The organism is Promicromonospora sp. NPDC023805, assembly GCF_040639635.1.
GTDB lineage: Bacteria > Actinomycetota > Actinomycetes > Actinomycetales > Cellulomonadaceae > Promicromonospora.
This window is the reverse complement of record NZ_JBFAAH010000022.1, coordinates 83,191-107,253: the sequence shown is the minus strand read 5'-3', so window position 1 is coordinate 107,253 and position 24,063 is coordinate 83,191. Positions and strand designations below refer to the sequence as shown.

Here is a 24,063-nt window from a genome sequence, read left to right as displayed (position 1 = left end):
CTCAGTTCAGGACCGAGTGGCTCCGAGCCATGGCTGGATCTGCGAGGGGATCAGGAGGAGGCGGTTTCGGAACCCGACAAGCTCGACCACCGGATGACCGCAAGAAAGTCAGCGGCGTCGGACCGGTACTACCAGGAGGTCAGTCCGTCCTACTCGTCGACCTGGCCGGACGCGACCTCTTCTTCGGTGAGGTAGCCGGACTCGACCAGCGCAGCCTCGAGGTTGTCCTTGGTGACGATCTCCGTGGGGAGCAGGAACGACGGCACGATCTCCTCGCCGTTGTCGTACGTCTCGGTGTCGTTGGCCTCGGGTGTCTCGCCCTCGAGGAAGGCCGTGGCGGCGGTGACTGCCTGCTCGGCGAGGAGCCGGGTGTCCTTGAAGATGGTCGAGTACTGCTCGCCGTCCACGATCAGCTTGGCGGAGGCCGCCTCGGCGTCCTGGCCGGTGATGATCGGCATGTCCAGGTCACCCTTGCCGTAGCCCGAGTTCTTCAGGGCGGTGATGATGCCACGCGACAGCACGTCGGCCGGGGCCAGCACGCCGTCGATGGTCTGGTCGCCCTTGGTGTAGGTCGACGTCAGCAGGTTCTCCATCCGCTCCTGCGCGCCCTCCTGCTCCCAGCGCTGGATGGCGACGGTGCCGAACTTGACCTGCTTCGAGGGCACGACGAGCGTCTTGTCGTCGATGTACGGCTGGAGCACGGACATCGCACCGTCGAAGAAGAACCCGGCGTTGTTGTCGTCGGGCGAACCGGCGAAGAGCTCGACGTTGAACGGGCCCTCAGGGGCGTCGGCGGCGGGCTCGCCGTCCTCGCCCAGGATGCCGAGCCCGGTCAGCAGCGAGGTGCCCTGCTGCACGCCGACCGTGTAGTTGTCGAACGTGACGTAGAAGTCCACGTTCTTCGAGTCGCGGATGAGGCGGTCGTACGAGATCACCGGGATGTTCGCGGCAGCGGCGGCGTCAAGCTGCGTACCGAGCGTGGTGCCGTCGATGGAGGCGATGATCAGCGCCTCGGCGCCCTTGTTGATCATCGCGTCGATCTGCGCCTGCTGGGTCGGGATGTCGTCGCCCGCGAACTGCAGGTCGACGTCGTACCCGGCCTCCTTGAGGCCCTCCTCGACAGCACCGCCGTCAGCGATCCAGCGCTCGTACGTCTGGGTGGGCATCGCGACGCCCACCAGGCCGCCCTCTTCGCCGTCCCCGGCACCGGCACCGCCACCGCCACCGGCGCCGGCACCGCCGCCGCCGCACGCAGCGAGCGAAACAGCCATCGTGCCCGTCGCCAGCGCAGCCAGACCGCGCTTGGCCCACAGCTTCCTCGCCATGACATCTCCTCTTCGAGTTTGCCCGGGCAACGTCTCTGCAACCCGGCCGACTTCACATTGTGAACGCAACAGATTGTGAACGCTCACACGTCTGTTGGTCAAAACCGGGTCGGCTGAACTTAGCCACAACCGACCGGTGACCGTGCCCACCGTAGCCGGGGTCGAGGGCTAGTAAGGAGAACTTACTGGATGGTTACGGCATCGATACAGTCAACTCTTGAATCCGGGAAGCGCCGTTCTGGGTAGTCCGCGTCACCGCACACTGCCGAGCTACCGGCTGTCCGCTACCTCGCCGACCACCTGAACGAGCTCCGTGCCGCCCTGCTGGACACCCACCACGCGGCTGTCCTGGCCCGGCACGACGTCGCCCGTCGACTCGCGGCCCACGATCCGCGAGTCCGGCACCACCTTGCGGAACGGCGCCGGATCGCCGGTCGCGCCGATGCGCTCCAGCAGCAGCTCGACGGCGGTGCGCGCGATCTGGGCCCGGCCCGGGTCGACAGAGGACAGCGCGGGAACCGCGTACTTCGCGTCGTCGACGTCGTCGAACCCGATGAGCGCCACGTCGCCCGGGACGTCGATCCCGCGGGCGTGCAGCGCGTGCAGGGCGCCGAGCGCGAGCGCGTCGTTGAGCGCGAAGACCGCGTCGATCTCGACGCCGTCGTCGAGCATGCGGCGCATCACCTCCGCGCCGGTGGAGCGGTGCCAGAGGCCCGCCTCCCCGATCAGCGCCGGGTCGTGCGGCAGGCCGGCCTCCGCCAGCCCTTCGAGGTACCCGGTGGTGCGCAGCGCGGCGGACCCGACCTGCTCCCCCTCGTGCGCCCCGATCAGCGCGATCCGACGGCGGCCGAGCGACGACAGGTGCAGGGTCGCCGCCTTGGCCGCCGCGACGTTGTTCATCGTCACGTGGTCGGCGGGTGCGCCGAAGACGCGCTCGCCCAGGATCACTATCGGGAAGTCGACGGTGAACAGGGCGATGTCGTCAGGGCCGAGCGCCAGGGGCGAGAAGATCAGGCCGTCCGTGAGGTGCCTGCGCCGGCCCGAGAGCACGTCGGTCTCCCGCTCGCGGCTCGCGCTCGTCTGCTCGATGAGCACGGTCCACCCAGCGTCGTCGGCGGCGGAGATGACGGAGTCGGCGAGCTCCGCGAAGTACGGGAGCGAGAGCTCCGGAACCGCCAGCGTGATCAGCCCCGTGCGGCGCGTACGGAGGTTCCGCGCGGACATGTTGACGCGGTAGTCCAGGTCCTCGATGGCGGCCTGGACCCGCTCCCGGGTCGCGGCGCGGATGTACGGGTAGCCGTTCACCACGTTCGACACAGTCTTGATCGACACGCCTGCGCGCTGCGCCACGTCGTGCATCGTCACAGCCACGCTGCCAGCCTCCGCTCCTGAGTTTCCCACAGGGTAGAGGACGGCCGTCGCTCACGCGTCGCCGATCGGATAGTGTGCAACGTTGTAGAACAGACCGACCGATCCAGCGAGGAACAATGACGACCTCCCGCACCCGCGTGCTGCTGCACCCCGACTTCACCGTCGGCACCGTCGACCGCCGCCTGTTCGGCTCCTTCGTGGAGCATCTCGGGCGTGCCGTCTACACGGGCATCCACGAACCGGGCCACCCGACGTCCGACAGCCACGGCTTCCGCAGCGACGTCGCCGACCTGACGCGCGAGCTCGGCGTCACCACCGTCCGGTACCCCGGCGGCAACTTCGTCTCGAACTACCGGTGGGAGGACGCCGTCGGGCCCGTCGAGCAGCGCAAGCCGTTCCTCGACCTCGCGTGGCGCACGGTGGAGCCCAACGTCGTGGGCACCGACGAGTTCCTGCAGTGGGCCGAGCGCGAGGGCATCGAGCCCATGATGGCCGTCAACCTCGGCACCCGCGGCGTCGAGGAGGCGGTGGCCCTGCTCGAGTACTGCAACGGCGAGGCGGGCACCCGCTGGGCCGACCTGCGCATCGCGAACGGCCGCGAGGAGCCCTACGGCGTCAAGCTCTGGTGCCTGGGCAACGAGATGGACGGCCCGTGGCAGATCGGGCACAAGGACGCGCACGAGTACGGCAAGCTGGCACGCAACGCCGGCGCAGCGATGAAGCTCGTGGACCCGTCCATCGAGCTGGTCGCATGCGGTTCGTCGTCCATGGGGATGCCCACGTTCGGCGAGTGGGAGCGCACGGTCCTGGAGTACACGTACGACCTCGTGGACCACATCTCGATGCACGCCTACTACGAGGAGATCGACGGCGACCGCGCGTCGTTCCTCGGGTCGGGTACCGCGATGGACCGGTTCATCGAGCGGGTGGTGGCCTCGGCGGACGCCGTCGGCGCCCAGCGTCGCTCTGACAAGCGCATCACCATCTCGTTCGACGAGTGGAACGTCTGGTACCTGACCACGCGCTTCCCCGGCGAGGCGAACCTGCCGATCCAGAAGGACGCGCCGCGCATCATCGAGGACGTCTACTCCGGGCTCGACGCCGTGGTCGTGGGCGACCTCCTGGTCACGCTGCTGAACCACGCCGACCGGGTGCCGGTCGCGTGCCTCGCGCAGCTCGTCAACGTGATCGCACCGATCATGACCGAGCCGGGCGGCGAGGCCTGGCGGCAGCCGACCTTCCACCCCTTCGCGACGACGGCGCGTCTGGCGCAGGGCGAGGCGCTCGACCTGCGCGTGTCCACGTCCACCATCACCACCAAGGCCCACGGCGAGGTACCGACGGTCACGGCGGCGGCCACCCTGGCGGACGGCGGCGCCGTCGCGCTGTTCCTGACCAACCGGTCCGCCGAGCCGGTAGAGGTGGAGCTGGCCCACCTGGGCGCGGCGCTGGAGGTCGCCGAGGGCTGGGCCATGACGGCCGACCACGAGGCCGCCGTCGTCGGGCCGGAGCATGCGGAGAAGGTGGCCGCGGAGCACTGGGGCGAGTTCGACGTCGCCGGTCGCATCGTCAGGGGTGGCGGGCGGGGAACCGAGAGCGCGACGACGAAGGTGACGCTGGCCCCCGAGTCGTGGACGGCACTGTCGGGGACCCTCAAGGCCCTCTGAGCGCACCCGTTGGCCGCGCTTGCCGGGACCCGGTCCCGGCAAGCGCGCCAGCGGTAGGGCCGGCGCCTACTTGTCGGTGCCGAAGTCGAATCCGCCGTCGGCCTCGGCCGCCCGCCAGAAGTCCCGCAGCATCTCCTCGGGCGTGTGGAGGTTGTGCCGGCTCGCCACTGGTTCCTCGTCGCCCGAGATGGCCTTGACCTCGTCGTGGATGCGCTCCATCGAGGTGTCCAGCGACCAGGCGACGTCCGCCGCGAGCTTGAGCGAGTCGGTGAGGTGCCTGGGCACGTCGCCGTCGTACTTGTAGTAGATCTTGTGCTCCAGGCTGGCCCAGAAGTCCATGGCGATGGTGCGCAGCTGGATCTCGACGATCACGTCCTCGACCCGGTCGGACAGGTACACCGGGATCTGCACGATGAGGTGCAGCGACTTGTACCCGGTCGCCTTCGGGTGCTTGATGTAGTCGCGCTCCTCCAGGAGCGTCAGGTCCGCCTGCTTGAGCAGCATGTCGCGGACGAGGTAGATGTCGTTGACGAAGCTGCACGTGATCCGGACGCCGGCGATGTCGAACATCCGCGCCCGGACGCCGTCCGGCGTCAGCGGGATGCCCTTGCGGCGGCACTTGGCGACTATCGACTCGAACGACTTGAGCCGCGAACCCACGTGCTCGACGGGGTTGTAGTTCTGCATGTGCCGGAACTCGTCGCGCAGGATCGAGACCTTGGTCATCACCTCGTCGATCCCGAACTTGTAGGTGAGCACCAGGCGGCGCAGCTCTGCGACCAGCGTCCGGAGCTCGGCTGGATCAGGTATCGGGTGTTCCCGGAGGTCCTCGGGCAGCTTGCTCACGGGCACCACCGTACGGGTAGGTGGCGCCGCCGTGGGCTCCAAGAGACCCCTGGCGAAGTAGACACGCAGCGAGGTAGTCACCCAGCGCGAACTGGGTGACTACCTCGCCGGACCACTACCTCGCTACCTGTCTACTTCGGCGCCGGGTCAGCTTCCCCCGGACTCGTTCAGGCGGAGGAACGTGATCGAGCGGGGCGCGAAGTCGTAGCTGAACTCCGTGTCGTCGCCCGACCGCGACACGTCGAGCGCCGCCCTGCCCTCCACCGGCACTATCCGCTCCGGCTGCGTCTTGGTGTTCATGGCCGACGGCGCCCCGGTCATCTCGATGACCTCGGCGTCACCGTCCACCGCGTACCCGTCGACGGACACCGCCGTCCGTGCGACCGAGTCGAACGGGTTGACGACCTTGAGCACCAGCTCGCCGGTCTCGACGTCCCGCGTCACCACCTGGTACAGCGACTCGGTGGTCGGCTCGGTGTACGTCATCTGCAGCGCGCCGTCGAGGTAGAGCTTGATGGTCCGCCCGGAGACCACTACCTTCACGTGGTAGTCCCGGCCGGTCTCCATGGAGTGGCCCTCCACTGCCGCGACCTCGCCCGCGCCGCCGCCGTCGGCCCGCTGCAGCGCCTGGCGGCTGTTGTTCCAGCCGCCCAGGTTCCACCAGTAGAAGTCGTCCTGGCCGCCTGCCGCGAACCCGACGAGGAACGCCTCGCTGCCGCCCAGCTTCCGGGCGTCGAGCTCCAGGGTGTAGTTGTCCCAGTCCTTCGTGTACGCATCGGTGATGATCGAGCGCGCGTCGGTGACGTTGCCCGCGGACTGCACGTACTCGCCGTCGGTCACACCCCACGAACCCGCCTTCGGGTCCCACTGCGCGGCGTCGTCGAACGAGTCGGTGAAGAGCACCTCGCCGGACTCGTTGTCAGTGACCTTCACGTCGTCGTAGGCGGCCTGGGTGTTCCAGGTCGACAGGAAGACGCCGCCGGAGATGTCCGCAGGGGTCTCCTCCGGGCCGTCGTGCGCGGACGGGACCACCTGGTCGCCAGTGTTCGTCATGAACATCTGCTGCGTGTAGTACGACGTCGAACCCCACGACTCGTCGTTGTCGAACCACATCAGGTCCGGGGACCACTGGACGTGGTCCTCGTTGGCGAACATCGGCGCGTAGGAGGCGAGCTCCACCAGGTCGGCGTTGCGCTCGATCCCCGTCATGTACGCGGCCTCGGACAGCGAGTTGGCCCAGGCGTTGCCGCGCGAGGCGTACTCGCCGAGGAACACGTGCGGACCCTCGCGGTCGTACGAGTCGTACCGCTCGGTGTTCGACAGGAACCACGACGGGTCGTTGTAGTAGTGCTCGTCGACCATCGCGACGTCCTGCTCGCGGTTGAAGTCCCAGAGCTCGTCGAACCGGGCGCCGGCGTCGTCCGGGCCGGAGTTCGAGATCACGGTGACCTCGGGGTGCGCGGCCTCGACGGCGTCGCGGAACCGCGGGAAGTTCGCCTGGAACGTGTCGGTGTTCTCCTCGTTGCCGAGGCCGATGTACTTCAGCCCGAACGTGTCGGGGTGGCCCAGCGCGGCGCGCTTGGCGCCCCACTCGGTGTCCACGGACCCGTTGGCGAACTCGATGAGGTCGACGGTGTCCTGCACCCAGCGGTCGATGCGGACGTCGTCGGTCATCTCGGGGATGTTGCTGCCGCACCCGTTGGCACCGACGGACAGCACGGGCAGCGGCGACGCCCCCAGGTCCTCGGCGAACTCGAAGTACTCGAGGTAGCCCAGGCCGTAGGTCTGGTTGTAACCCCAGAAGTTCCAGTTGGTCGGGCGCTCCTCGACCGGCCCGATGGTCTCCTTCCACTGGTACGTCCGACGGCGGTCCGCGCCGTCCGACTCCAGGTAGGTGTCGAACGTGCCGACGTTGGTGACGCAGCCGCCGGGGAACCGCAGGAAGGACGGCTCCAGGTCGGCGACCTTCTGCGCGAGGTCGGCGCGCAGCGTCGAGCGCCCGTTGACCGGGCCGTCCCACGTTTCACGCGGGAACAGGGAGACCATGTCCAGGCGCAGCGTGCCGGCCGCGCCGCCCGTCACGACGAGCCGGGCGTCGTTGGCGGTCCCGTTGGCGGTCAGCTTCGCCGTGTGCTTCTTCCAGCTGTTCTTGCCGTTGACGTCGATGGTCGTGGACGCGTACGTAGTGCTTCCGTCCGGCGACTCGAGGCTCACCGTCAGGCGCTGCTTGCGCTCGGCGCGCGCGAACACCGAGAAGTCGTACTTCTTGCGCTTCTCGATCGCGAAGCCCTCGTTGTAGCTCGCGTTGCGCACGCCGACGCCGGGGCCGTCAGCCTCGACGGTGAGGTAGGCGCGGTTGGCGTCGTTGAGCCACTCGCCCCGCTCGGACTCGACCGCGGCGGTGCCCGTGGACCCGCGCCGCTGCACCACGTCCCAGCCCGTCATCCCGGTGAAGTCCCGGTTGTCGGTGGCCGCGAACTCGAAGGACCGGTTACGGACCAGCTCGGCGTACAGGCCGCCGTCGGCCGCGTAGTTGATGTCCTCGTAGAAGACGCCGTACAGGTCGTCGCTCATCTCCTTGCCCGCTGCAGCGGCGTCGACGTCGAGCGTGTGCTCCTGCACCGGGGTCTCGGCCGGCGGGTACGCGGCAACGAGACGCTCCCGCTCCTCGGCAGTGATCGGCAGGACCGTCCCGTGCCGGGGGCTGGCCGGCAGGGTCGCGTCGAGGTTGGCGGTCCACTCGCCGCTGCTCAGGTCGTCGGACTCGAAGAGCATGTAGCCCTGGCCGCCGTGGTAGCTCGGCTGGTCCTGCAGCAGGTACCAGCGGTCGTCCGTGAGCGACGGGAAGAGCGTTGGCCCCTCGCCGCCGGTGAACGTGCCGCCCCACGGGTTCGGCTGCCCGAACCCGACGCGCTCCTTGATCAGGTCCCAGCCGTCACCCTCGGACACGCCCTGGGTACGGCGCAGGTCCGTCGACGACTCCTGGCGCATCCCCATGTACGACTCGTCCTTGGTGAGGCGGTAGTAGACGCCGTCCTCCTCCTGGACCGTCGAGTCGATCATGCCGAGGCCGTCGCCCTGCGGCTCGTCGATCCACGGCTTCGGCTCCGAGAAGGTCTCGAAGTCCGTGGTGGTCGCGTACAGCATGCGCTGGTACGAGGTCCGGATGTCACGCTCGGCGGGCGGGACGTCGGCCGGGTACAGGGCGGAGGCCCAGTAGACGACGAACTCACCGGCCGCCTCGTCCCAGTACGCCTCGGGCGCCCACAGGTTGCCCGCGTTCTCGGGCGCGAGCTCGATCTCGCGCTGCTCGCCCCAGCTCACCAGGTCCGTGGACTCCCAGACCATGATCTTGCGGCTGCCGGTCTCCTGGGCGTCGCCGAAGTTGCCGCCGCCGTAGATCTGCAGGTCGGTCGCGAGCAGGTAGTACGTACCGTCGCCGCCGCGGATCAGGAACGGGTCACGCAGGCCCTTGGTGCCGAGCGTGGAGCTGAGCACCGGCTCACCGCCGTTGAGCGTGGTCCACTCCAGCGGGTCCGGCCCGTCCGAGACGGCGAACGAGATGGTCTCGCCGTCGGCGGTGGACTCGCCGGTGAAGTAGGGGAAGAAGTAGGCGGCGTACTCGCCGTCCGCCGCGGCCGCCGCCGTCGTCTCCGTGGACGGCGCCGGAGCGGCGCCCGGCGCGGCGACGGAAGGCGCCACCGCTCCCGCCAGGCTCACCGCGAGTGCGGCGCCGATCGCGAGCGCACCTCGTCTATATCGTTGTAGATCCATGTCGTTTCGATCCCTTCGTCACGTCGGTGTGGAGTGGGTCGTCGTGCGGTCGTGCTGCGGCCCTGGCTCGGCGTACCGGGTACGCCGAGCCAGGGCTCGGGGGGTTACGTGCGACGGAGCGTCAGGATGCGCTGGAGGGCCACGAAGACCAGCAGCAGCACGCCGATCACGATCTTGGTCCACCAGGAGCTGAGGGTGCCCTCGAACGTGATGATGGTCTGGATCAGACCGAGCACCAGCACGCCGAGCACGGAGCCCAGCACGAAGCCGGTGCCACCCGTCAGCAGCGTCCCGCCGATGACCACCGCGGCGATGGCGTCGAGCTCCATCGCGACACCGGTCAGCGAGTAGCCCGACCGGGAGTACATGGCGAACAGCAGGCCGCCGAGACCGGCGCACGTGCCGCTCACCACGTAGGCGAGCACCTTGGTGCGGGCCACGGGCAGGCCCATGAGCAGCGCGGACTGCTCGCCGCCGCCTATCGCGTACACCGTGCGGCCGAACCGCGTGAAGTGCAGCACGAGGAAGCCGAGGCCCACGACGACCAGCGCGATGAGCACGCCCGACGACATCCGCCAGCCGCCGAAGATCTGGACCCAGCTCGCGAGCTCGCCGAACGACGCGTCGTTGATGGCGATGGACTCCGGCGCGATGAGGAAGCACAGGCCGCGGGCGAGGAACATACCCGCGAGCGTCGCCACGAACGGCTGTACCTGGAAGTACTGCACCATCACACCGTGCGCCAGGCCGATCACCGTCCCGGCGCCGACGGCGAGCGGGATCACCACTGCGGGCGGCAGGCCAGCCTGCAGCAGCGCCGCGGTGACCACCGTGGACAGGGCAAGCACCGATCCGACCGACAGGTCGATCCCGCCGGTCAGGATCACGAAGGTCATGCCCACCGCGAGCACTATGAGGTGCGCGTTGTTGATGAACAGGTTGGACACCACTGCGGGCGTCAGGAAGTTCTCGTACCGGGTGCCGCCCACGATCAGCATGAGCGCCAGCACGACGAACGTGCCCACCACCGGGAGGTAGCGCCGGTCCAGCCGGGTCGGGATCTTCAGCGAGCGCGAGGCGCGCACGGGGGCCGACGTAGCCATCAGGCCTTCACCTCCGTCGGGTCGGGGCGCGCAGCGGGCTGCGGCTCGGGGGGCGTCGTGGCGACCGGACGACGGGTGGCGGCCGTCAGCCGCTCCCGCATCCGGGGCGACTGGAGCAGGGTCACCGCGATGACGACGAGCGCCATGAACAGTGGCGTGACCAGCGGCGAGATGCCGAGGACGGTCACCGTCCGCTCGAGGGTGGCGATGACGAGCGCGCCCACCAGGGTGCCCGACAGGTTGAACTTGCCGCCCGAGAGCGCGGTCCCGCCGATCACGACCGCCAGGATGGCGTCGAGCTCGATGAACACGCCTGCGTTGTTCGCGTCGGCGGCCATGGTGTCGGCGCTGATGAGCAGACCCGCCAGGCCGGCGAACAGGCCCGACGCCGTGTACACGGTCCAGGTCAGCGTCTTGGAGCGGACGCCGGAGAGGCGGCTCGCGGCCGGGTTGATGCCGGTCGCCTCCAGGAGCATGCCGAGCGCGGTACGCCGCACCACGAGCGCGACCACCGCGAACACGCCGAACGCGATGACCGCCGCGACGGGCAGCCCGAGCCAGAACCCTGAGCCGAGCACCTTGAACGGCGCGCTGTTGATCGTGGTGATCATGCCGCCCGTGATGAGCATGGCGACGCCGCGGCCCGCGGTCATCAGGATGAGCGTCGCGATGATCGGCTGAATACCGAGCACCGAGACCAGGAACCCGTTCCACACGCCGAGCACCAGGCACAGCGCGAGGGCCAGGCCGATGGCGGTGAGCACCGTCACCGGTGACTCGGGGTTCGGCGACGACGCGATGTGCGACAGGGCGACCGCACCCGAGACCGCCACCACGGCGCCGACCGAGAGGTCGATGCCGCGCGTGGCGATGACCAGGGTCATACCGAGGGCGACGAGCAGGAGCGGCGCGGTGGTCCGCAGGATGTCGATCGGGGCACCGAACAGGTGCCCGTCCCGGATGCTGATCGCCAGGAAGCTCGGCCGGGCGATGGTGTTGGCCACCAGCAGGGCGACGAGAGCCGCGACCGGCCAGAAGAGGTAGTGGCGCAGTATCTTCGTCACTTCGTCCCACCTCCGGCGATGAGGTCGACCACCTGGTCCATAGTGGCTCCTCCTCCATCGATCTCCGCCACCTTGCGACGGTCCCGCATCACGGCGATGCGGTGGGATATACGCAGCACTTCTTCGAGCTCCGCCGAGATGAAGACGACGGACATGCCCTCGGCCGCCAGGTCGGCGACGAGCTTCTGGATCTCTGCCTTGGCACCGACGTCGATGCCGCGGGTGGGCTCGTCCAGGACGAGCAGCTGCGGCGCCGTGGCGAGCCACCGCGCGAGCAGCACCTTCTGCTGGTTGCCGCCCGACAGGTTGCGCAGCAGCGCCTCGGGGTTGGCCGGCCGGATCCCGAGCTGCTTGATGTACGACGCGACCAGGTCGTCGACCTGCTTGCGGGGCAGCGGCCGGATCCAGCCACGCCGTGCCTGCAGGGCGAGCACTATGTTCTCCCGCACGGTGAGGCCGTCGACGACGCCCTCACCCTTGCGGTCCTCCGACGTGTAGGCGATGCCGTGGCTCATGGCCGCGCGCGGCGTGCGCAGGCGGGCCGGTGCTCCGGCCACGCGGGTCTCGCCGACGTCGGCCCGGTCGGCGCCCGTGAGCAGGCGTGCCAGCTCCGTGCGGCCCGAGCCGAGCAGACCGGCGAGACCGACCACCTCGCCCTCGTAGAGCTCGAGGTCGAAGGGCTGTACCGAACCCTTGCGGCCGAGGCCGACCACCTGGAGCAGCGGGGTGGCGTCGGCGGGTCGCTCGGTGTGCTCGAGCACCTCCTCCGCTGCCTCCAGGACCTCCATGGAGCGGCCGATCATGTGCTGGACCAGCTCGGCGGGCGGCAGGTCGGCGGTGACGTACTCCCCTACCAGGCCGCCGTTGCGCAGCACGGTCATCCGGTCGGAGACCTCGTAGATCTGGTCGAGGAAGTGGCTCACGAACAGGATGGCGACGCCTTCGTCACGCAGCGTGCGCATGACGGTGAACAGGTGCGCCACCTCATCGGTGTCCAGGCTGGAGGTGGGCTCGTCGAGGATGAGGACCTTGCAGTCACCCACCGTGGCGCGGCAGATCGCGACGAGCTGCTGCACCGCCAGCGAGTGCGACCCGAGCGACGACGCCGGGTCGATGTTCAGACCCATCCGCTCCAGGTGCGAGGCTGCCTGACGGCGCATCGCCGACCAGTGCAGGCCGCCCAGGAGCCGCGGCTCGGCGCCGAGCATGATGTTCTCCGCGACCGTGAGGTTCTCGCAGAGGTTCACCTCCTGGTACACGGTGCTCACGCCGTGCGCCCGCGCGTCGGCGGGGCCGGTGAACCGGCGCTCGACGCCGTCGACCACTATCGTCCCCGCCGTCGGCGAGTGAATGCCGGTGAGGGCCTTGATCAGGGTGGACTTGCCGGCGCCGTTCTCGCCCATGAGGGCGTGGATCTCGCCGGGCCGCAGGCGAAAATCGACCCCGTCGAGGGCCTTCACCGGGGGAAACTCGACACTGATGCCGGTCATCTCGACGACGGCTGGTGCTGTCTGCTGGGTCATCCTCGACCTTCTTGTCTGGCGTGTTGCGGCGCTTGAGGGGTACGTCGCCCCGTCGCCGAAGTAGAGCGCCTGTCCGGACGCACGCTCTACCTCGGCGTGGCTCGATCACCGAAGTAGAGCGTGTGTCCGGACAGGCGCTCTACTTCGGCGACACGGACGTCAGTACTCGCGCGTGGGGAGCGCTTCCTTCGCCGACTCCTGGTCGAACGCCAGGTCCTCGACGACGATGCGCTTCTCGACCTCTTCGCCGGCGATGACCTTCTTCGCGATCTCCGCCAGGTCCGGGCCGAGCAGCGGGTTGCACTCGACGATGTAGTTGATCTTGCCGTCGGCGAGCGCCTGCATACCGTCCTTGACGGCGTCGATGGTGACGATCTTGATGTCGTCACCCGGCGTCATCCCGGCGGCCTCGATGGCCTCGATCGCGCCGAGCCCCATGTCGTCGTTGTGCGCGAACACGAGGTCGATGTCGTCGTGCTTGTTGAGGAAGCCCTCCATCACGGTCTTGCCCTCGGCCCGCGTGAAGTTACCGGTCTGGCTGTCGATGATCTCGACGTCGGTGCCCTCGATGGCGGACTCGAAGCCCTCCTTGCGGTCGATCGCCGGGGCGGCGCCCGTGGTGCCCTGCAGCTCGACGGCCTTGAAGCCCTCGCCGTCGTACTGCTCGGCGACCCACTCGCCGGCCATCTCACCCTCCTTGACGAAGTCGGAGCCGATGAACGACTCGTAGAGGGTCTCGTCGCTCGAGTCGACGGCGCGGTCCGTCAGGATCACGGGGATCCCTGCGGCCTTGGCCTCCTGGAGCACCGGGTCCCAGCCCGTCTCGACCACCGGGGAGAACGCGATGACGTCCACACCCTGGGTGATGTAGGAGCGGATCGCCTGGATCTGGTTCTCCTGCTTCTGCTGCGCGTCGGAGAACTTCAGCTCGAAGCCGTTCTCCTCGGTGAGCGTGTCCTGGATGGACTTGGTGTTCGCGGCCCGCCACCCGGACTCGGCGCCCACCTGCGAGAAGCCGAGGGTGATGACGCCGTCGTCGGCGCCGGTGGTCTCGCCTCCGCCTGCGGGCTCACCGCCTGCGTCAGATGCGCAGGCGCTCAGCGCGACCAGCGAGGCTACGGACACCGCGGCCAGAGCGGTGCGGGTCAGGATCGTGCGTGCCATGTCTCCTCCTTGAGATCCCGCACGGCTTCGTGCGAGGACTAGCGGGTATTTGCCCGCCTCGAATGTTAGCGCTCACATGGGCCGGATTCATAGTGCGCGACGTCACGTTCCAGTAACGAGTGTGCAGCGTTTCGCCCAGTGACGGAACCGCCGGAGCCGGGCGCCTGGCTCACTCCCGGACCAGGCGCAGCATCGACCAGGAGACAGCGGGCAGCTCCGCACGCACCCGGTCGTCCGCGACCTTCGCCGAGGTGTTGGGCCGCGGCAGCACGCTGGTGTCGTCGTCCGCCGTCGCGGACCAGGTGTGGTCGGGGTTCGACAGCGTGACGGCCTCGGCGAGGCGCATACCCGGGAAGCCGCGCAGGTCGACGTCGAGCACCACGTCCTCGGTCAGCGACCGGTTCACGGCGAACACCACCACGTCACCGGACTCGGCGTCGTGCGTCGCGACGGCGTCGAGCACAGCGACCTCGCCGAACCTGGCGGTCTCGTGCACCGGCGAGTCGATCGCGAGGCGCAGCACCTCGCCGGCCGCGTGCCGGGCGGTCAGCGCGAAGGGGTGGAAGATCGTCTGCTTCCAGATGCGCCCGCCGGGCTCGGTCATGATCGGCGCGATCACGTTGACGAGCTGGGCCATGGACGCCGAGTGCACGCGGTCGGTGTTCCGCAGCAGGGAGATGAGCATGTTGCCCACCACCACGGCGTCGGCCACGTTGTAGCGGTCCTCGAGCAGCACCGGCGCCACCGGCCAGTCGTCGCCCGACGGCGGCCGCGACTCGGCGCGCTTCTGGTACCAGACGTTCCACTCGTCGAACGAGATGTGCACCCGCTTGGTCTGCTTGCGGGCGGCGCGGACGGCGTCGGCGGTGGCGGCCACCGACTCGACGAAGTGGTCCATGTCCACCACGGACGCGAGGAACGACGCCAGGTCGCCGTCCTCCTCCCAGTAGTAGGCGTGGGCCGACACGTAGTCGACGTGCTCGTACGCCTCGGTGAGGACCACGCGCTCCCACTCGCCGAACGTGGGCATCTCCGATCCCGACGACCCGCAGACCACGAGCTCGAGGCCAGGGTCGATCATCCGCATGGCGCGGGCGGTCTCGGCGGCCAGGCGCCCGTACTCCTGCGGCGTCTTGCTGCCGATCTGCCACGGGCCGTCCATCTCGTTGCCCAGGCACCACATCTTGATCCGGTAGGGGTCCTCCGCGCCGTTGGCCCGGCGCTGGTCCGCCCAGAACGAGCCGCCGGGGACGTTGCAGTACTCCAGCAGGTCGAGCGCCTCCTGCACGCCGCGCGTGCCGAGGTTGACGGCCATCATGGGCTCGACGCCGGCCTTGGCCGCCCAGCGCATGAACTCGTCCACACCGACGAGGTTCGGCTCCATCGAGTGCCAGGCCAGGTCCAGCCGGGACGGGCGCTGCTCGACCGGCCCCACGGCGTCCTCCCACCGGTAGCCGGACACGAAGTTCCCGCCCGGGTAGCGGACCGTCGAGACGCCGAGCTCCCGCGTGAGGTCTACGACGTCGCCGCGGAAGCCGTCGGCGTCGGCGGTGGGGTGGCCGGGGTCGTGGATGCCGGTGTACACGCAGCGCCCGAGATGCTCGACGAACGAGCCGAAGGTGCGACGACGCACGGGGCCGACCACGAACGCGGGGTCGAGCGAGACGGTGGCGGAGTGCATGGGGTCCTCTCGTGACGGCAGCGATGCCGCGGGTATACATCGTTGTAGACGGGATGCTAGCGTGTGCCGCATCGATTCTCCATCGATGTAACTTCAAGGTCGAAGAGACAACCGGCACGCTTTGCGACACGTTGTGTCCGCCACTTCCGGCGGCACGGCCCGCACCAAGCGGCCCGGCTCACGAGAGGAACCGTGATGAAGAAGTCACGCCTGACCACCGGCATCGTCGCCGGACTGGTCCTGGCCTCCACCGCCGCCTGCGGCGCTGGTTCGGGAACTGACGACGACGGCAAGCTCACCTTCATGTTCCGCGGCGGCGAGGACGAGAAGGCCGCCTACCAGGAGGCCATCGACAGGTTCTCCGAGGACACCGGCGTCGAGGTGGAGGTCATCGTCACCGACGCCGACCAGTACGCCACCAAGCTCCAGGCGGCGATCTCGGGCAACAACGTGCCCGACGTCTTCTACATCGAGCAGGCGAACCTGCAGTCCTACGTCACCTCGGGCGTGCTGCTCGACATCACCGACCACGTCGAGGCGTCCGGCGTCGACCTGGACAACCTGTGGGACTACGGCGTCGACTCCTACCGCTACGACGGCAAGCTGCAGGGCACTCCCGAGGGCGCGCTCTACGGCCTGCCCAAGGACGTCGGCCCGTTCGCCATGGGCTACAACAAGACGATGCTCGAGGCCGAGGGCATCGAGCTGCCGAGCGCGGACGAGCCCTACACCTGGGACGAGTGGCTCGACGTGCTGAAGAAGGTCACCAAGGACACCGACGGCGACCAGAAGATCGACCAGTGGGGCACCGGCCTCAACGTCCAGTGGAACATGCAGGGCTTCGCCTGGAGCAACGGCGCCGACTGGACCAACGAGGACCGCACGGAAGTCACCGTCGACACCCCCGAGATGGCCGAGGCGCTGCAGTACATCGCCGACCTGACAACGGTGGACGAGGTGACCCCGAACGCCGAGCAGGCGGCAACGCTGGACACCTACCAGCGCTGGATGGAGGGCCAGATCGCCTTCTTCCCCGTGGGCCCGTGGGACGTGAGCACCTACAACGAGCTCGACTTCGACTACGACCTCATCCCCTTCCCCGCCGGCTCGACGGGCGAGCCCGCCACGTGGATCGGCTCGCTCGGCATCGGCGTCTCCGCGACCACCGCCATGCCGGAGGAGGCCGTCGAGCTGGTCACCTACCTGTCCGCCGACGAGACCGCGCAGCAGACCCTCGTCGATGCCGGCATCCAGGTGCCGAACCTCAAGGACATGGCGGCCGAGTGGGCCGCCGAGGAGGGCACCAGCCCGGCCAACCGCCAGGAGTTCCTCGACATCGTCGAGGACTACGGCCGCCCGATGCCCGCCGCGATGACCTACGGCGCCGCCTGGTACGACGAGATGTGGACCAACATCCAGCCGGTCATCGACGGTCAGCAGACCGCCGAGGAGTACCTGGCCGAGGTTCAGCCGCGCATGCAGACCCTGCTCGACGAGGCCAACGACCAGGCCGAGCAGGCCGCGGCCGCGAGCGCCGGCAGCTGATGATGGCTGGCTCGGCCTCGCGTCTGCACCGGTCGGAGAACCGCTGGGCGCTCGCCTTCGTCGCGGCCCCGGTGATCGGCTACCTGCTGTTCACGCTGTACCCCGTGGGCTTCGCGGTGTACGCGTCGCTGACGAACTGGAACGGCCTGGGGATCATGCGGTTCGTCGGGCTCGACAACTACGTCCGGCTCTTCAGCGACGCGAACTTCCTCGAGTCGATCTACAACACGTTCTTCTACATGATCGGCATCCCGATCGGCCTAGCCGTGTCGCTGGCTCTTGCCGTCGCGATGAACCGCAAGATCGTGGGCCTGACGGCGTTCCGCACCATCTACTACGTGCCGGTGATCTCGTCGCTCGCGGCGATCGCCATCCTGTGGCAGTGGGCGTACAACGGTGACTTCGGCCTGGTCAACCAGGCCCTGGCCCTCGTTGGGATCGACGGCCCCAACTGGCTGGCGAGCACGTTCTGGGCCAAGCCGGCGATCATCCTGATGGCGATCTGGAAGGGCCTGGGGTTCTCGATGATCCTGTACCTGGCCGCCATCCAGTCGGTGCCGCGCTCGCTCTACGAGGCCGCGCAGCTCGACGGCGCCAACGGCTGGCAGCGGTTCCGCACCATCACGCTGCCCATGGTCCGGCCGGTGACGTTCTTCCTCGTCGTGACCAACGTGATCGGCGGCGCGCAGCTCTTCACCGAGGTCAACATCATGACCCCGACGGGCGGACCGGAGTACAGCACCGCCTCCGCCGTCTGGCACATCTGGCGGCAGGCGTTCAAGTACCAGCAGATGGGCTACGCGACGGCGATGGCGATAGTGCTCGGCCTGCTCATCCTCGTCGTCACCCTGATCCAGTTCCGCCTGAACCGGCGCAACAGCTTCGACATCGAATGAGTGAGCCGGAGGAATCATGAGTATGACGACGGCCCCGAGCCGCAACACCCTCGGCTTCGAGCCTCCCGCCCGGAAGGCCCCCGGGCGCAACCCGATGAGCCGCACCACGAGCACCCGGATCGGCGACTGGCTCGTCTTCGTCCTGCTCTCGGTCGGAGCGGTGGTGATGATCGCCCCGCTGGTCTGGATGGTCTCGACGTCGCTGAAGACGAAGAACGAGGTCTTCGCCCTGCCGCCCGTGTGGATCCCCGAGGTGCCGCAGTGGGACACCTACGTGCGGATGTGGCAGGACTCCAGCATCCTGACCGGGTTCCAGAACAGCTTCATCGTGGCGGCGTCCGTCACGGTGCTGGGCATGATCACCTGCTCGATGGCGGCGTTCGCCATCGCGAAGATGCGCCTGCCGTTCAAGAACCTGATCTTCATCGGCATGCTGACCGGGATCATGATCCCGTACCCGACACTGATGATCCCGCAGTTCGTGATGTTCTCGCGGATCGGCTGGGTGGACACGCTCCTGCCGCTGATCGTCCCGGCGATCTTCGGGAACATCCTCGTGATCTTCTTCCTGCGGCAGTACCTGGAGAACGTGCCGAACTCGATCATCGAGGCGGCCAAGATCGACGGTGCGAACTTCTGGCAGATCTTCTGGCGGCTGATCTTCCCGATCATCCGGCCGGCGGTGGCCGCCCAGTTCATCCTCTGGTTCATGATGGTCTGGAACGACTACCTGGCGCCGATCCTGTACCTGAACACGCCGGAGCGGCAGACGCTCCAGGTCGTCATCGCCAACATGAACGTGCAGTACGCGACCCAGCGGGACTACCCGCTGATCATGGCCGCCTCGTTCGTGGCGCTGCTGCCGATCCTCGCGATCTTCCTGATCTTCCAGCGGCAGATCATCGAGTCGGTAGCCCTCACCGGCACCAAGGGCTGACGTGACCACCTCCACCTGGGGCGGCCGGCACGTCCACGACCCCACGGTCGTCCGCGACGACGACGGCACGTACTGGATGTTCTCCACGGACGCCCGGTCGGACGGCCCCGTCCGGGCGGGCGTCCAGGTGCGCACGTCGCGCGACCTGGTGCGCTGGGAGCTGCACGGCTGGGCGCTCGACGGCGTTCCCGGCCCGGCCGGCGACTGGTCCGGAGCCGAGGGCCTGTGGGCGCCCGACGTCGTCCGCGCTGGCGAGGCCGGGTCCGCCGAGTGGCGCATGTACTACTCGGCGTCGACGTTCGGGTCGCGCCGGTCGGCGATCGGGCTCGCGACCGCGCCGCACCCGTCAGGTCCGTGGACCGACCGCGGGACAGTCGTCGCGAGCGACCACGTGGACGGGCCGGCCGGGCTCGGGCACCCCAATGCGATAGACGCGAACCTCGTCACCGAGCGCGGCGGGCGCCAGTGGCTGGTCTACGGCTCGTTCTTCGGGGGCATCTACGCGCTGCCCGTCGACCCGGCCACCGGCTTCGTCGTCGACGCGCCCGAGCCGGGTGCGCTGCGCAGCGCGCCGGGGACGCTGCTGGCCCGCCGCCCCCGGCTCGCCGACGGCGCCGTCGAGGGTGCGTTCGTCCTCCCCCGGCCGGACGGCGGCTGGGCGCTCCTGGTCTCGTACGACTCGCTGGCCGGGACGTACCACCTGCGGGCCGCCGTCGGCGACGACGTCACCGGGCCGTTCCGCGACCGGGGCGGGCGGGCGATGACCGACGGCGCTGCCGGTACCGAGGGTGCGGTAGAGCGCGAGGGCGCCGCGTCCGGCGTCGACCCCTGGCAGGTCGGCGTGCCGGTCCTGGCCAGCCACCGGCTGGCCGGGGGTCCGGGGCTCCTCGCGCCGGGGCACGCGTCGGTCCTCACCGAACCCGGGCGGCAGCTCCTGGTCCACCACGTGCGCGACGCCGACGCCCCGACCGAGCACCGCGTCCAGGTACGCCGGCTGGTCTGGACCCACGACGGCTGGCCGCTGGTCTCCCCGCAGCCCTGGGCGGGGCCGGACCGGGAGAACGACGACACCGCCACCTGGCCCGTCTCCCCCGCGGTGTTCGGCGGCACCTGGGAGGTGCTCGACGTCGGCGCCGCGACCGCCAAGGTGGTGGACGGCCGGACGGGCGCGCTCGACGACGTGCTGGACGGTGCGCTCACCGGCGTGGGCCGGGCCCGCCCGCTCGGCGAGGGACGGTTCACCTGGGAGCACCCGGGCGGCCCGCCGGCCTCCGCCCCGCGGTGGACGTCGGTCGTCTTTCCCGGCTGGGACGCCGTCCGCGACCGTGCCACCCTGTGCCTGACAGCGGCGGACGACGCCGGTCGGGTAGTGACGGGAACGAGGGTGGACGACCAGTGAGCGAGCTCAGGCCGGACAAGCCGGGGCGCGACACCTCCGCCGGGGACGAGATCGGCTGGACCGGCGGCGTCATGCGGGTGCTCCGGCGGGTCACGCGCCTGGTCGAGGTCAACGTGCTGGTCCTGCTGGGGGCGGCCGCGGGCGGCGTCGTGCTGGGGCTCTGGCCCGCCGTCCGGGCGGCGAGCACGGTGCTGCTCGACGGCGATCCGGCGGACGCGCCCTGGCGGCCCTTCTGGCGGGAGTGGCTTGCTGGCTGGCGGCGCGCCAACGTGCTCGGCGCTCCGTTGACGGTGGGCGGCGCGGCCCTGCTGCTCGACTACCTCGTCCTCCTGCAGCTGGACGGCCCCGGGCGGGCGGCGCTGCAGCTCGGACTCGTCCTGGTGGGCGTCTGGGGTGCGGTGGTGCTGGCCTACTGGCCGCGGGTGGTGCTGCGTTACGACCGGTCCGCCCTCGAGACGTGGCGCTTCCTGCTGCTGAGCCCCGCGCTCGGCCCCGGCACCGCGGTGGGTGCGGTGGTGGTGCTCGGCGTGTGCGGCCTCGTGGCGTACGTGATCCCCCTGCTCGGGCTGCTCGCCGGGATCGCGGTGCCGCTGTGGCTCAGCGGGCGGATGGCCGACGACCGCCTGAACCACATCGACGACCAGTCTTAGGTCAGGGAATGTCCTCCAGCCAGCCCGGCAGCGCCGCCACCACTGTCTCGCCGTCCCCCTGTGTGTCGCCGGTCGACCTCCTCCCCACGATCCGCATCGGGGGCACGACCCGCCGGAACGGCTCCGTGGAGCCGGTGATCCGCTCGACCAGCAGGCCGACGGCGGTACGCGCGATCTCGTCGCGGCCCGGGTCCACGGACGAGATGGTGGGCACGGAGTAGCGGACGTCGTCGACGTCGTCGAACCCGATGAGCGCGATGTCGCCGGGGATGTCTATCCGCCGCTCGTGCAGCGCGTGCAGGGCGCCGAGCGCCATCGCGTCGTTCAGGGCGAACACCGCGTCGATGGCGGTGCCGGAGTCGAGCAGCCGGGCCATCGTCTCCGCGCCGGTCGAGCGGTGCCAGAGGCCCGCCTCGCCCACAAGGGCCGGGTCGAACGGAATCCCCGCATCGGCGAGCGCCCGCTCGTAGCCGGCCAGCCGCAGCGCCGCCGAGCCGATGACCTCGCCCGCGTGCGCGCCGACGACCGCGATGCGCCGTCGGCCCGACGCGATGAGGTGCGCGGTGGCGGCCCGGGCACCCTCGACGTTGTTCATGGTCACGTGGTCGGCCCGCGCCCCGAAGACCCGTTCACCGAGCACGACGAGCGGGAAGCCGACGTCGAAGTGGCCGAGGTCGTCGGGGCCGAGCGCGAGGGGCGAGAAGAGCACGCCGTCGCCCCGGTGACGGCGGTTCCCTGCGAGCACCTCGAGCTCCCGCTCGCGCTCGGCGCCGGTCTGCTCGATGAGTACCGACCAGCCGCGCTCGTCGGCGGCGCGGATCACCGAGTCGGCGAGCTCGGCGAAGTACGGCAGCGACAGCTCCGGCACGTTGAGCGTGATCATGCCGGTACGCCGGGTGCGCAGGTCGCGGGCAGAGACGTTCATCCGGTAGCCGAGCTCGTCGATCGCCTCCTCGACGCGCCGGCGGGTGGAGTCGCGGATGTGCGGGTATCCGTTCACCACGTTCGAGACGGTCTTGACGGAGACGCCGGCGCGCAGCGCGACGTCCTGCATCCTCACCGGCATCGGTGCGCGCCCTTTCGACGATGGTGCTCGGAGCGAGCGTCCCTCTATACTCTACATCGTTGTAGAAGCGGAGCCGTAGAAGCGCGATCCGACCAACCCGGAGGACAAAGATGTCACCACGCAGACCACTCGCGGCGCTCGGCGCGCTCGCGTTCATGACAGCCATCGCGATCGGCGCCCCGGCGTCCGGCGCGGTGGCCGGAGCACCGGGCAGCGCGCACGGGGGCAAGCCCGGCGAGATCGCCGTCGTCGGCGACACGTCGCCGATCCACGACCCCGCTCTCACCGTCGACGACGACGGCACCTGGTGGGTCTACTCGACCGGCCTGCTCAACCGCGAGAACGGCGGCACCGTGCAGATGTGGTCGTCGCACGACCGCGGCACCACCTGGGCCTACGAGGGCACCGTCTGGGACGAGATCCCGGCCTGGATCGACGCGCACTTCGCGGACGGCACCCTGCCGGACAACCTCTGGGCCCCTGAGGTCCACCAGCACGACGGCACGTACTACCTGTACTACTCGGCGTCCCGCTTCGGCACCAACAACTCGGTCACGGCGCTCGCCACGAACACCGCCCTCGACCCGGACGACCCCGACTACGAGTGGGTGGACCAGGGGCCCGTCATCAGCTCCCCTGCCCCGATCGAGGACGGCAAGGAGTTCAACGCGATAGACGCCGGCATCGTCACCGGCAAGGACGGCACGCCGTACATGGCGATCGGCTCGCACTGGTACGGCATCTTCCTGGTCGAGATCTCCTGGCCCAGCGGCAAGCCAGTGGCCGGGGCCCTGGAGAACGCCGTCCACCTGGTCGACCGGTTCGCGCCGGGCAACCGGGTCGAGGCCCCGTACATCGAGAAGCGGGGCGGCTGGTACTACCTGTACGTCTCGTTCGACGCCTGCTGCGCCGGGGCGGACAGCACCTACAAGGTGGTCGTCGGGCGGTCCCGCGACGTGACCGGCCCGTACCTCGACAAGGAGGGCCGCGACATGGTCGGCGGCGGGGGCACGGTGCTCCTGGAGTCGCACGGCCCGGTGGTCGGCCCGGGCGGCCAGTCGGTGCACGACGGCGTCCTCGCGTACCACTACTACGACGGCGCCAACAAGGAGATCCCGTACTTCCCGACGCTCGGCCTGCACCGCCTGGCGTGGAAGGCCGGCTGGCCGGTGGTGAACCTCAGCGGATCGCCAAGCTGAGACCAGTGGTCAGTTGCCTGCCGTGGCCGCGCCCGTCGCCGCCACGGTCGCCGCGACCATCGCAGCGTTGAGCTCGTCGATCGCTCGCTTGACCGCGGCGCCGGCCCACTCCGACTCGGCGATCTCCTTCGCACGGCGCTTCAGCGAGCGGCGGTCCTCGTCGGGGAAGATCTTGCGCGTCAGGTCGGTCGCGAGCAGCAGCGAGACCAGGGCCGCCGTCCGCTCGTCCACGTCCGCGCGCCCGGTCAGGGCCGCCAGCACCCGCGCGCGGACTGCCGTCTCGGGGGCCGGGTCGTGCGGGGTCCAGGTGGAGCTGGGGAACAGTCCAAGGATCTTGACCTCCTCCTCCCGCAGCACGCCCCGCGCCGCCAGCCCCTGCTGCAGCGAGTCGCGCAGTCTCCGGGCGAAGCCGCCCTGCCCCGCCTTCCGGACGGCGTCCTTGGGCTTGCGGTCGTGCGTCAGGTCGAGCACCTCGCGCTCCATCGGGTCCGACGGCGTCGCGCGGCCCGTCACCCGGAACCGGCCGGCCCGGCCGCCGTCCGCGCCGTCGGACACCTCGAGCGCACCGCGCAGGGTGAGGTCGGCGACCGACGCCCCGGCCAGGGCGAACTGCAGGTGCTGCCCGCTGAGCAGCGGCCTGCCGGAGGTGTCGTCGAGCGCGAGCAGCAGGTACTCCTCGGCAAGGCTGAGATCCATCGCGGTCTCCTTGGGACGTCGGCTGGTCTGTCAGGCCCAGCAGATCACGGCGGGTCGCACCGTGTGATCCGCCCCAGGGATGACGCGCCACCCCCGTACGACGGACCCGCGACGGCTGATGCTGGCGGCACCGACACGAACCAGAAAGTCCGCCTCC

Annotated in this window: 18 protein-coding genes; 7 read left to right on the top strand and 11 right to left on the bottom strand. The window is 69.6% G+C overall.

Annotated elements, in window-relative coordinates:
- Positions 1 to 149: 149 nt before the first annotated feature.
- Both chvE and AB0F70_RS20395 read right to left on the bottom strand, forming a co-directional pair.
- Positions 150 to 1,325, bottom strand: coding sequence for a multiple monosaccharide ABC transporter substrate-binding protein (gene chvE / locus AB0F70_RS20400; RefSeq protein ID WP_357452352.1), 1,176 nt, complete (start codon positions 1,323 to 1,325; stop codon positions 150 to 152).
- 270 nt (positions 1,326 to 1,595) lie between these two features.
- Positions 1,596 to 2,696 carry a LacI family DNA-binding transcriptional regulator gene (locus tag AB0F70_RS20395; RefSeq protein WP_357452350.1) on the bottom strand — a complete coding sequence of 367 codons (1,101 nt, stop codon included), beginning with the start codon at positions 2,694 to 2,696 and terminating at the stop codon, positions 1,596 to 1,598.
- A 116-nt stretch (positions 2,697 to 2,812) separates the two neighbouring features.
- On the opposite strand from AB0F70_RS20395, the gene AB0F70_RS20390 reads away from it, so the two are divergent.
- Positions 2,813 to 4,363: an alpha-L-arabinofuranosidase C-terminal domain-containing protein gene (locus AB0F70_RS20390; protein WP_357452348.1), complete on the top strand. Its 1,551-nt coding sequence runs from the start codon at positions 2,813 to 2,815 to the stop codon at positions 4,361 to 4,363.
- A 66-nt stretch (positions 4,364 to 4,429) separates the two neighbouring features.
- Here the strand turns inward: AB0F70_RS20390 and AB0F70_RS20385 are convergent, their stop codons facing one another.
- The 7 genes from AB0F70_RS20385 to AB0F70_RS20355 all read right to left on the bottom strand — a co-directional run bounded on the left by AB0F70_RS20385 (position 4,430) and on the right by AB0F70_RS20355 (position 15,518).
- The gene (locus AB0F70_RS20385; RefSeq protein WP_357452345.1) at positions 4,430 to 5,209 is read right to left on the bottom strand and encodes a GTP pyrophosphokinase family protein; all 780 of its coding nucleotides are present in this window, start codon (positions 5,207 to 5,209) and stop codon (positions 4,430 to 4,432) included.
- Positions 5,210 to 5,356: 147 nt separating this feature from the next.
- Complete coding sequence (locus tag AB0F70_RS20380) at positions 5,357 to 8,983, bottom strand: alpha-L-arabinofuranosidase C-terminal domain-containing protein (RefSeq protein WP_357452342.1); 3,627 nt, start codon at positions 8,981 to 8,983, stop codon at positions 5,357 to 5,359.
- A 104-nt stretch (positions 8,984 to 9,087) separates the two neighbouring features.
- Positions 9,088 to 10,086 carry a galactofuranose ABC transporter, permease protein YjfF gene (yjfF, locus tag AB0F70_RS20375; RefSeq protein ID WP_357452339.1) on the bottom strand — a complete coding sequence of 333 codons (999 nt, stop codon included), beginning with the start codon at positions 10,084 to 10,086 and terminating at the stop codon, positions 9,088 to 9,090.
- Positions 10,086 to 11,150 carry an ABC transporter permease gene (locus AB0F70_RS20370; protein WP_357452336.1) on the bottom strand — a complete coding sequence of 355 codons (1,065 nt, stop codon included), beginning with the start codon at positions 11,148 to 11,150 and terminating at the stop codon, positions 10,086 to 10,088. Before AB0F70_RS20370 ends, yjfF begins: the two co-directional genes overlap by 1 nt.
- Positions 11,147 to 12,673: a sugar ABC transporter ATP-binding protein gene (locus AB0F70_RS20365; RefSeq protein WP_357452333.1), complete on the bottom strand. Its 1,527-nt coding sequence runs from the start codon at positions 12,671 to 12,673 to the stop codon at positions 11,147 to 11,149. The genes AB0F70_RS20370 and AB0F70_RS20365 overlap by 4 nt, the downstream gene beginning before the upstream one ends.
- Positions 12,674 to 12,832: 159 nt before the next feature.
- Entirely contained in the window at positions 12,833 to 13,837 is a 1,005-nt protein-coding gene (locus AB0F70_RS20360) for an ABC transporter substrate-binding protein (protein ID WP_357452330.1), read from the bottom strand.
- 169 nt (positions 13,838 to 14,006) lie between these two features.
- Complete coding sequence (locus tag AB0F70_RS20355; RefSeq protein ID WP_357452328.1) at positions 14,007 to 15,518, bottom strand: alpha-N-arabinofuranosidase; 1,512 nt, start codon at positions 15,516 to 15,518, stop codon at positions 14,007 to 14,009.
- 195 nt (positions 15,519 to 15,713) lie between these two features.
- Here AB0F70_RS20355 and AB0F70_RS20350 point away from each other — a divergent pair, with 195 nt between their 5' ends.
- Genes AB0F70_RS20350 through AB0F70_RS20330 form a run of 5 tightly spaced genes read left to right on the top strand, consistent with a single transcriptional unit; the run spans position 15,714 to position 20,945 of the window.
- On the top strand, positions 15,714 to 17,063 hold the full coding sequence (locus AB0F70_RS20350) for a sugar ABC transporter substrate-binding protein (RefSeq protein WP_357452325.1): 1,350 nt from the start codon (positions 15,714 to 15,716) through the stop codon (positions 17,061 to 17,063).
- Positions 17,063 to 17,959: a sugar ABC transporter permease gene (locus AB0F70_RS20345; RefSeq protein ID WP_357452322.1), complete on the top strand. Its 897-nt coding sequence runs from the start codon at positions 17,063 to 17,065 to the stop codon at positions 17,957 to 17,959. Before AB0F70_RS20350 ends, AB0F70_RS20345 begins: the two co-directional genes overlap by 1 nt.
- 16 nt (positions 17,960 to 17,975) lie before the next feature.
- The gene (locus AB0F70_RS20340; protein WP_357452319.1) at positions 17,976 to 18,896 is read left to right on the top strand and encodes a carbohydrate ABC transporter permease; all 921 of its coding nucleotides are present in this window, start codon (positions 17,976 to 17,978) and stop codon (positions 18,894 to 18,896) included.
- Between the two features lies 1 nt (position 18,897).
- Entirely contained in the window at positions 18,898 to 20,295 is a 1,398-nt protein-coding gene (locus tag AB0F70_RS20335) for an arabinan endo-1,5-alpha-L-arabinosidase (protein ID WP_357452316.1), read from the top strand.
- Complete coding sequence (locus tag AB0F70_RS20330) at positions 20,292 to 20,945, top strand: DUF624 domain-containing protein (protein ID WP_357452313.1); 654 nt, start codon at positions 20,292 to 20,294, stop codon at positions 20,943 to 20,945. Before AB0F70_RS20335 ends, AB0F70_RS20330 begins: the two co-directional genes overlap by 4 nt.
- Position 20,946: 1 nt before the next feature.
- On the opposite strand, the gene AB0F70_RS20325 is transcribed toward AB0F70_RS20330, so the two are convergent.
- Positions 20,947 to 22,011: a LacI family DNA-binding transcriptional regulator gene (locus AB0F70_RS20325; protein ID WP_357452310.1), complete on the bottom strand. Its 1,065-nt coding sequence runs from the start codon at positions 22,009 to 22,011 to the stop codon at positions 20,947 to 20,949.
- Between the two features lie 110 nt (positions 22,012 to 22,121).
- Here AB0F70_RS20325 and AB0F70_RS20320 point away from each other — a divergent pair, with 110 nt between their 5' ends.
- On the top strand, positions 22,122 to 23,210 hold the full coding sequence (locus tag AB0F70_RS20320; protein ID WP_357452307.1) for an arabinan endo-1,5-alpha-L-arabinosidase: 1,089 nt from the start codon (positions 22,122 to 22,124) through the stop codon (positions 23,208 to 23,210).
- A 9-nt stretch (positions 23,211 to 23,219) separates the two neighbouring features.
- Here the strand turns inward: AB0F70_RS20320 and AB0F70_RS20315 are convergent, their stop codons facing one another.
- Entirely contained in the window at positions 23,220 to 23,906 is a 687-nt protein-coding gene (locus tag AB0F70_RS20315) for a GPP34 family phosphoprotein (RefSeq protein WP_357452304.1), read from the bottom strand.
- Between the last annotated feature and the right edge of the window lie 157 nt (positions 23,907 to 24,063).

Bases quoted from the DNA above. Each gene is read 5' to 3' on its own strand.
- AB0F70_RS20380 (WP_357452342.1), bottom strand. From the start codon at position 8,983: ATGGATCTACAACGATATAGACGAGGTGCGCTCGCGATCGGCGCCGCA.
- AB0F70_RS20315 (WP_357452304.1), bottom strand. From the start codon at position 23,906: ATGGATCTCAGCCTTGCCGAGGAGTACCTGCTGCTCGCGCTCGACGAC.
- AB0F70_RS20325 (WP_357452310.1), bottom strand. From the start codon at position 22,011: ATGCCGGTGAGGATGCAGGACGTCGCGCTGCGCGCCGGCGTCTCCGTC.
- AB0F70_RS20360 (WP_357452330.1), bottom strand. From the start codon at position 13,837: ATGGCACGCACGATCCTGACCCGCACCGCTCTGGCCGCGGTGTCCGTA.
- AB0F70_RS20355 (WP_357452328.1), bottom strand. From the start codon at position 15,518: ATGCACTCCGCCACCGTCTCGCTCGACCCCGCGTTCGTGGTCGGCCCC.
- AB0F70_RS20320 (WP_357452307.1), top strand. From the start codon at position 22,122: ATGTCACCACGCAGACCACTCGCGGCGCTCGGCGCGCTCGCGTTCATG.
- chvE (WP_357452352.1), bottom strand. From the start codon at position 1,325: ATGGCGAGGAAGCTGTGGGCCAAGCGCGGTCTGGCTGCGCTGGCGACG.
- AB0F70_RS20340 (WP_357452319.1), top strand. From the start codon at position 17,976: ATGAGTATGACGACGGCCCCGAGCCGCAACACCCTCGGCTTCGAGCCT.
- yjfF (WP_357452339.1), bottom strand. From the start codon at position 10,086: ATGGCTACGTCGGCCCCCGTGCGCGCCTCGCGCTCGCTGAAGATCCCG.
- AB0F70_RS20350 (WP_357452325.1), top strand. From the start codon at position 15,714: ATGAAGAAGTCACGCCTGACCACCGGCATCGTCGCCGGACTGGTCCTG.
- AB0F70_RS20390 (WP_357452348.1), top strand. From the start codon at position 2,813: ATGACGACCTCCCGCACCCGCGTGCTGCTGCACCCCGACTTCACCGTC.
- AB0F70_RS20345 (WP_357452322.1), top strand. From the start codon at position 17,063: ATGATGGCTGGCTCGGCCTCGCGTCTGCACCGGTCGGAGAACCGCTGG.
- AB0F70_RS20365 (WP_357452333.1), bottom strand. From the start codon at position 12,673: ATGACCCAGCAGACAGCACCAGCCGTCGTCGAGATGACCGGCATCAGT.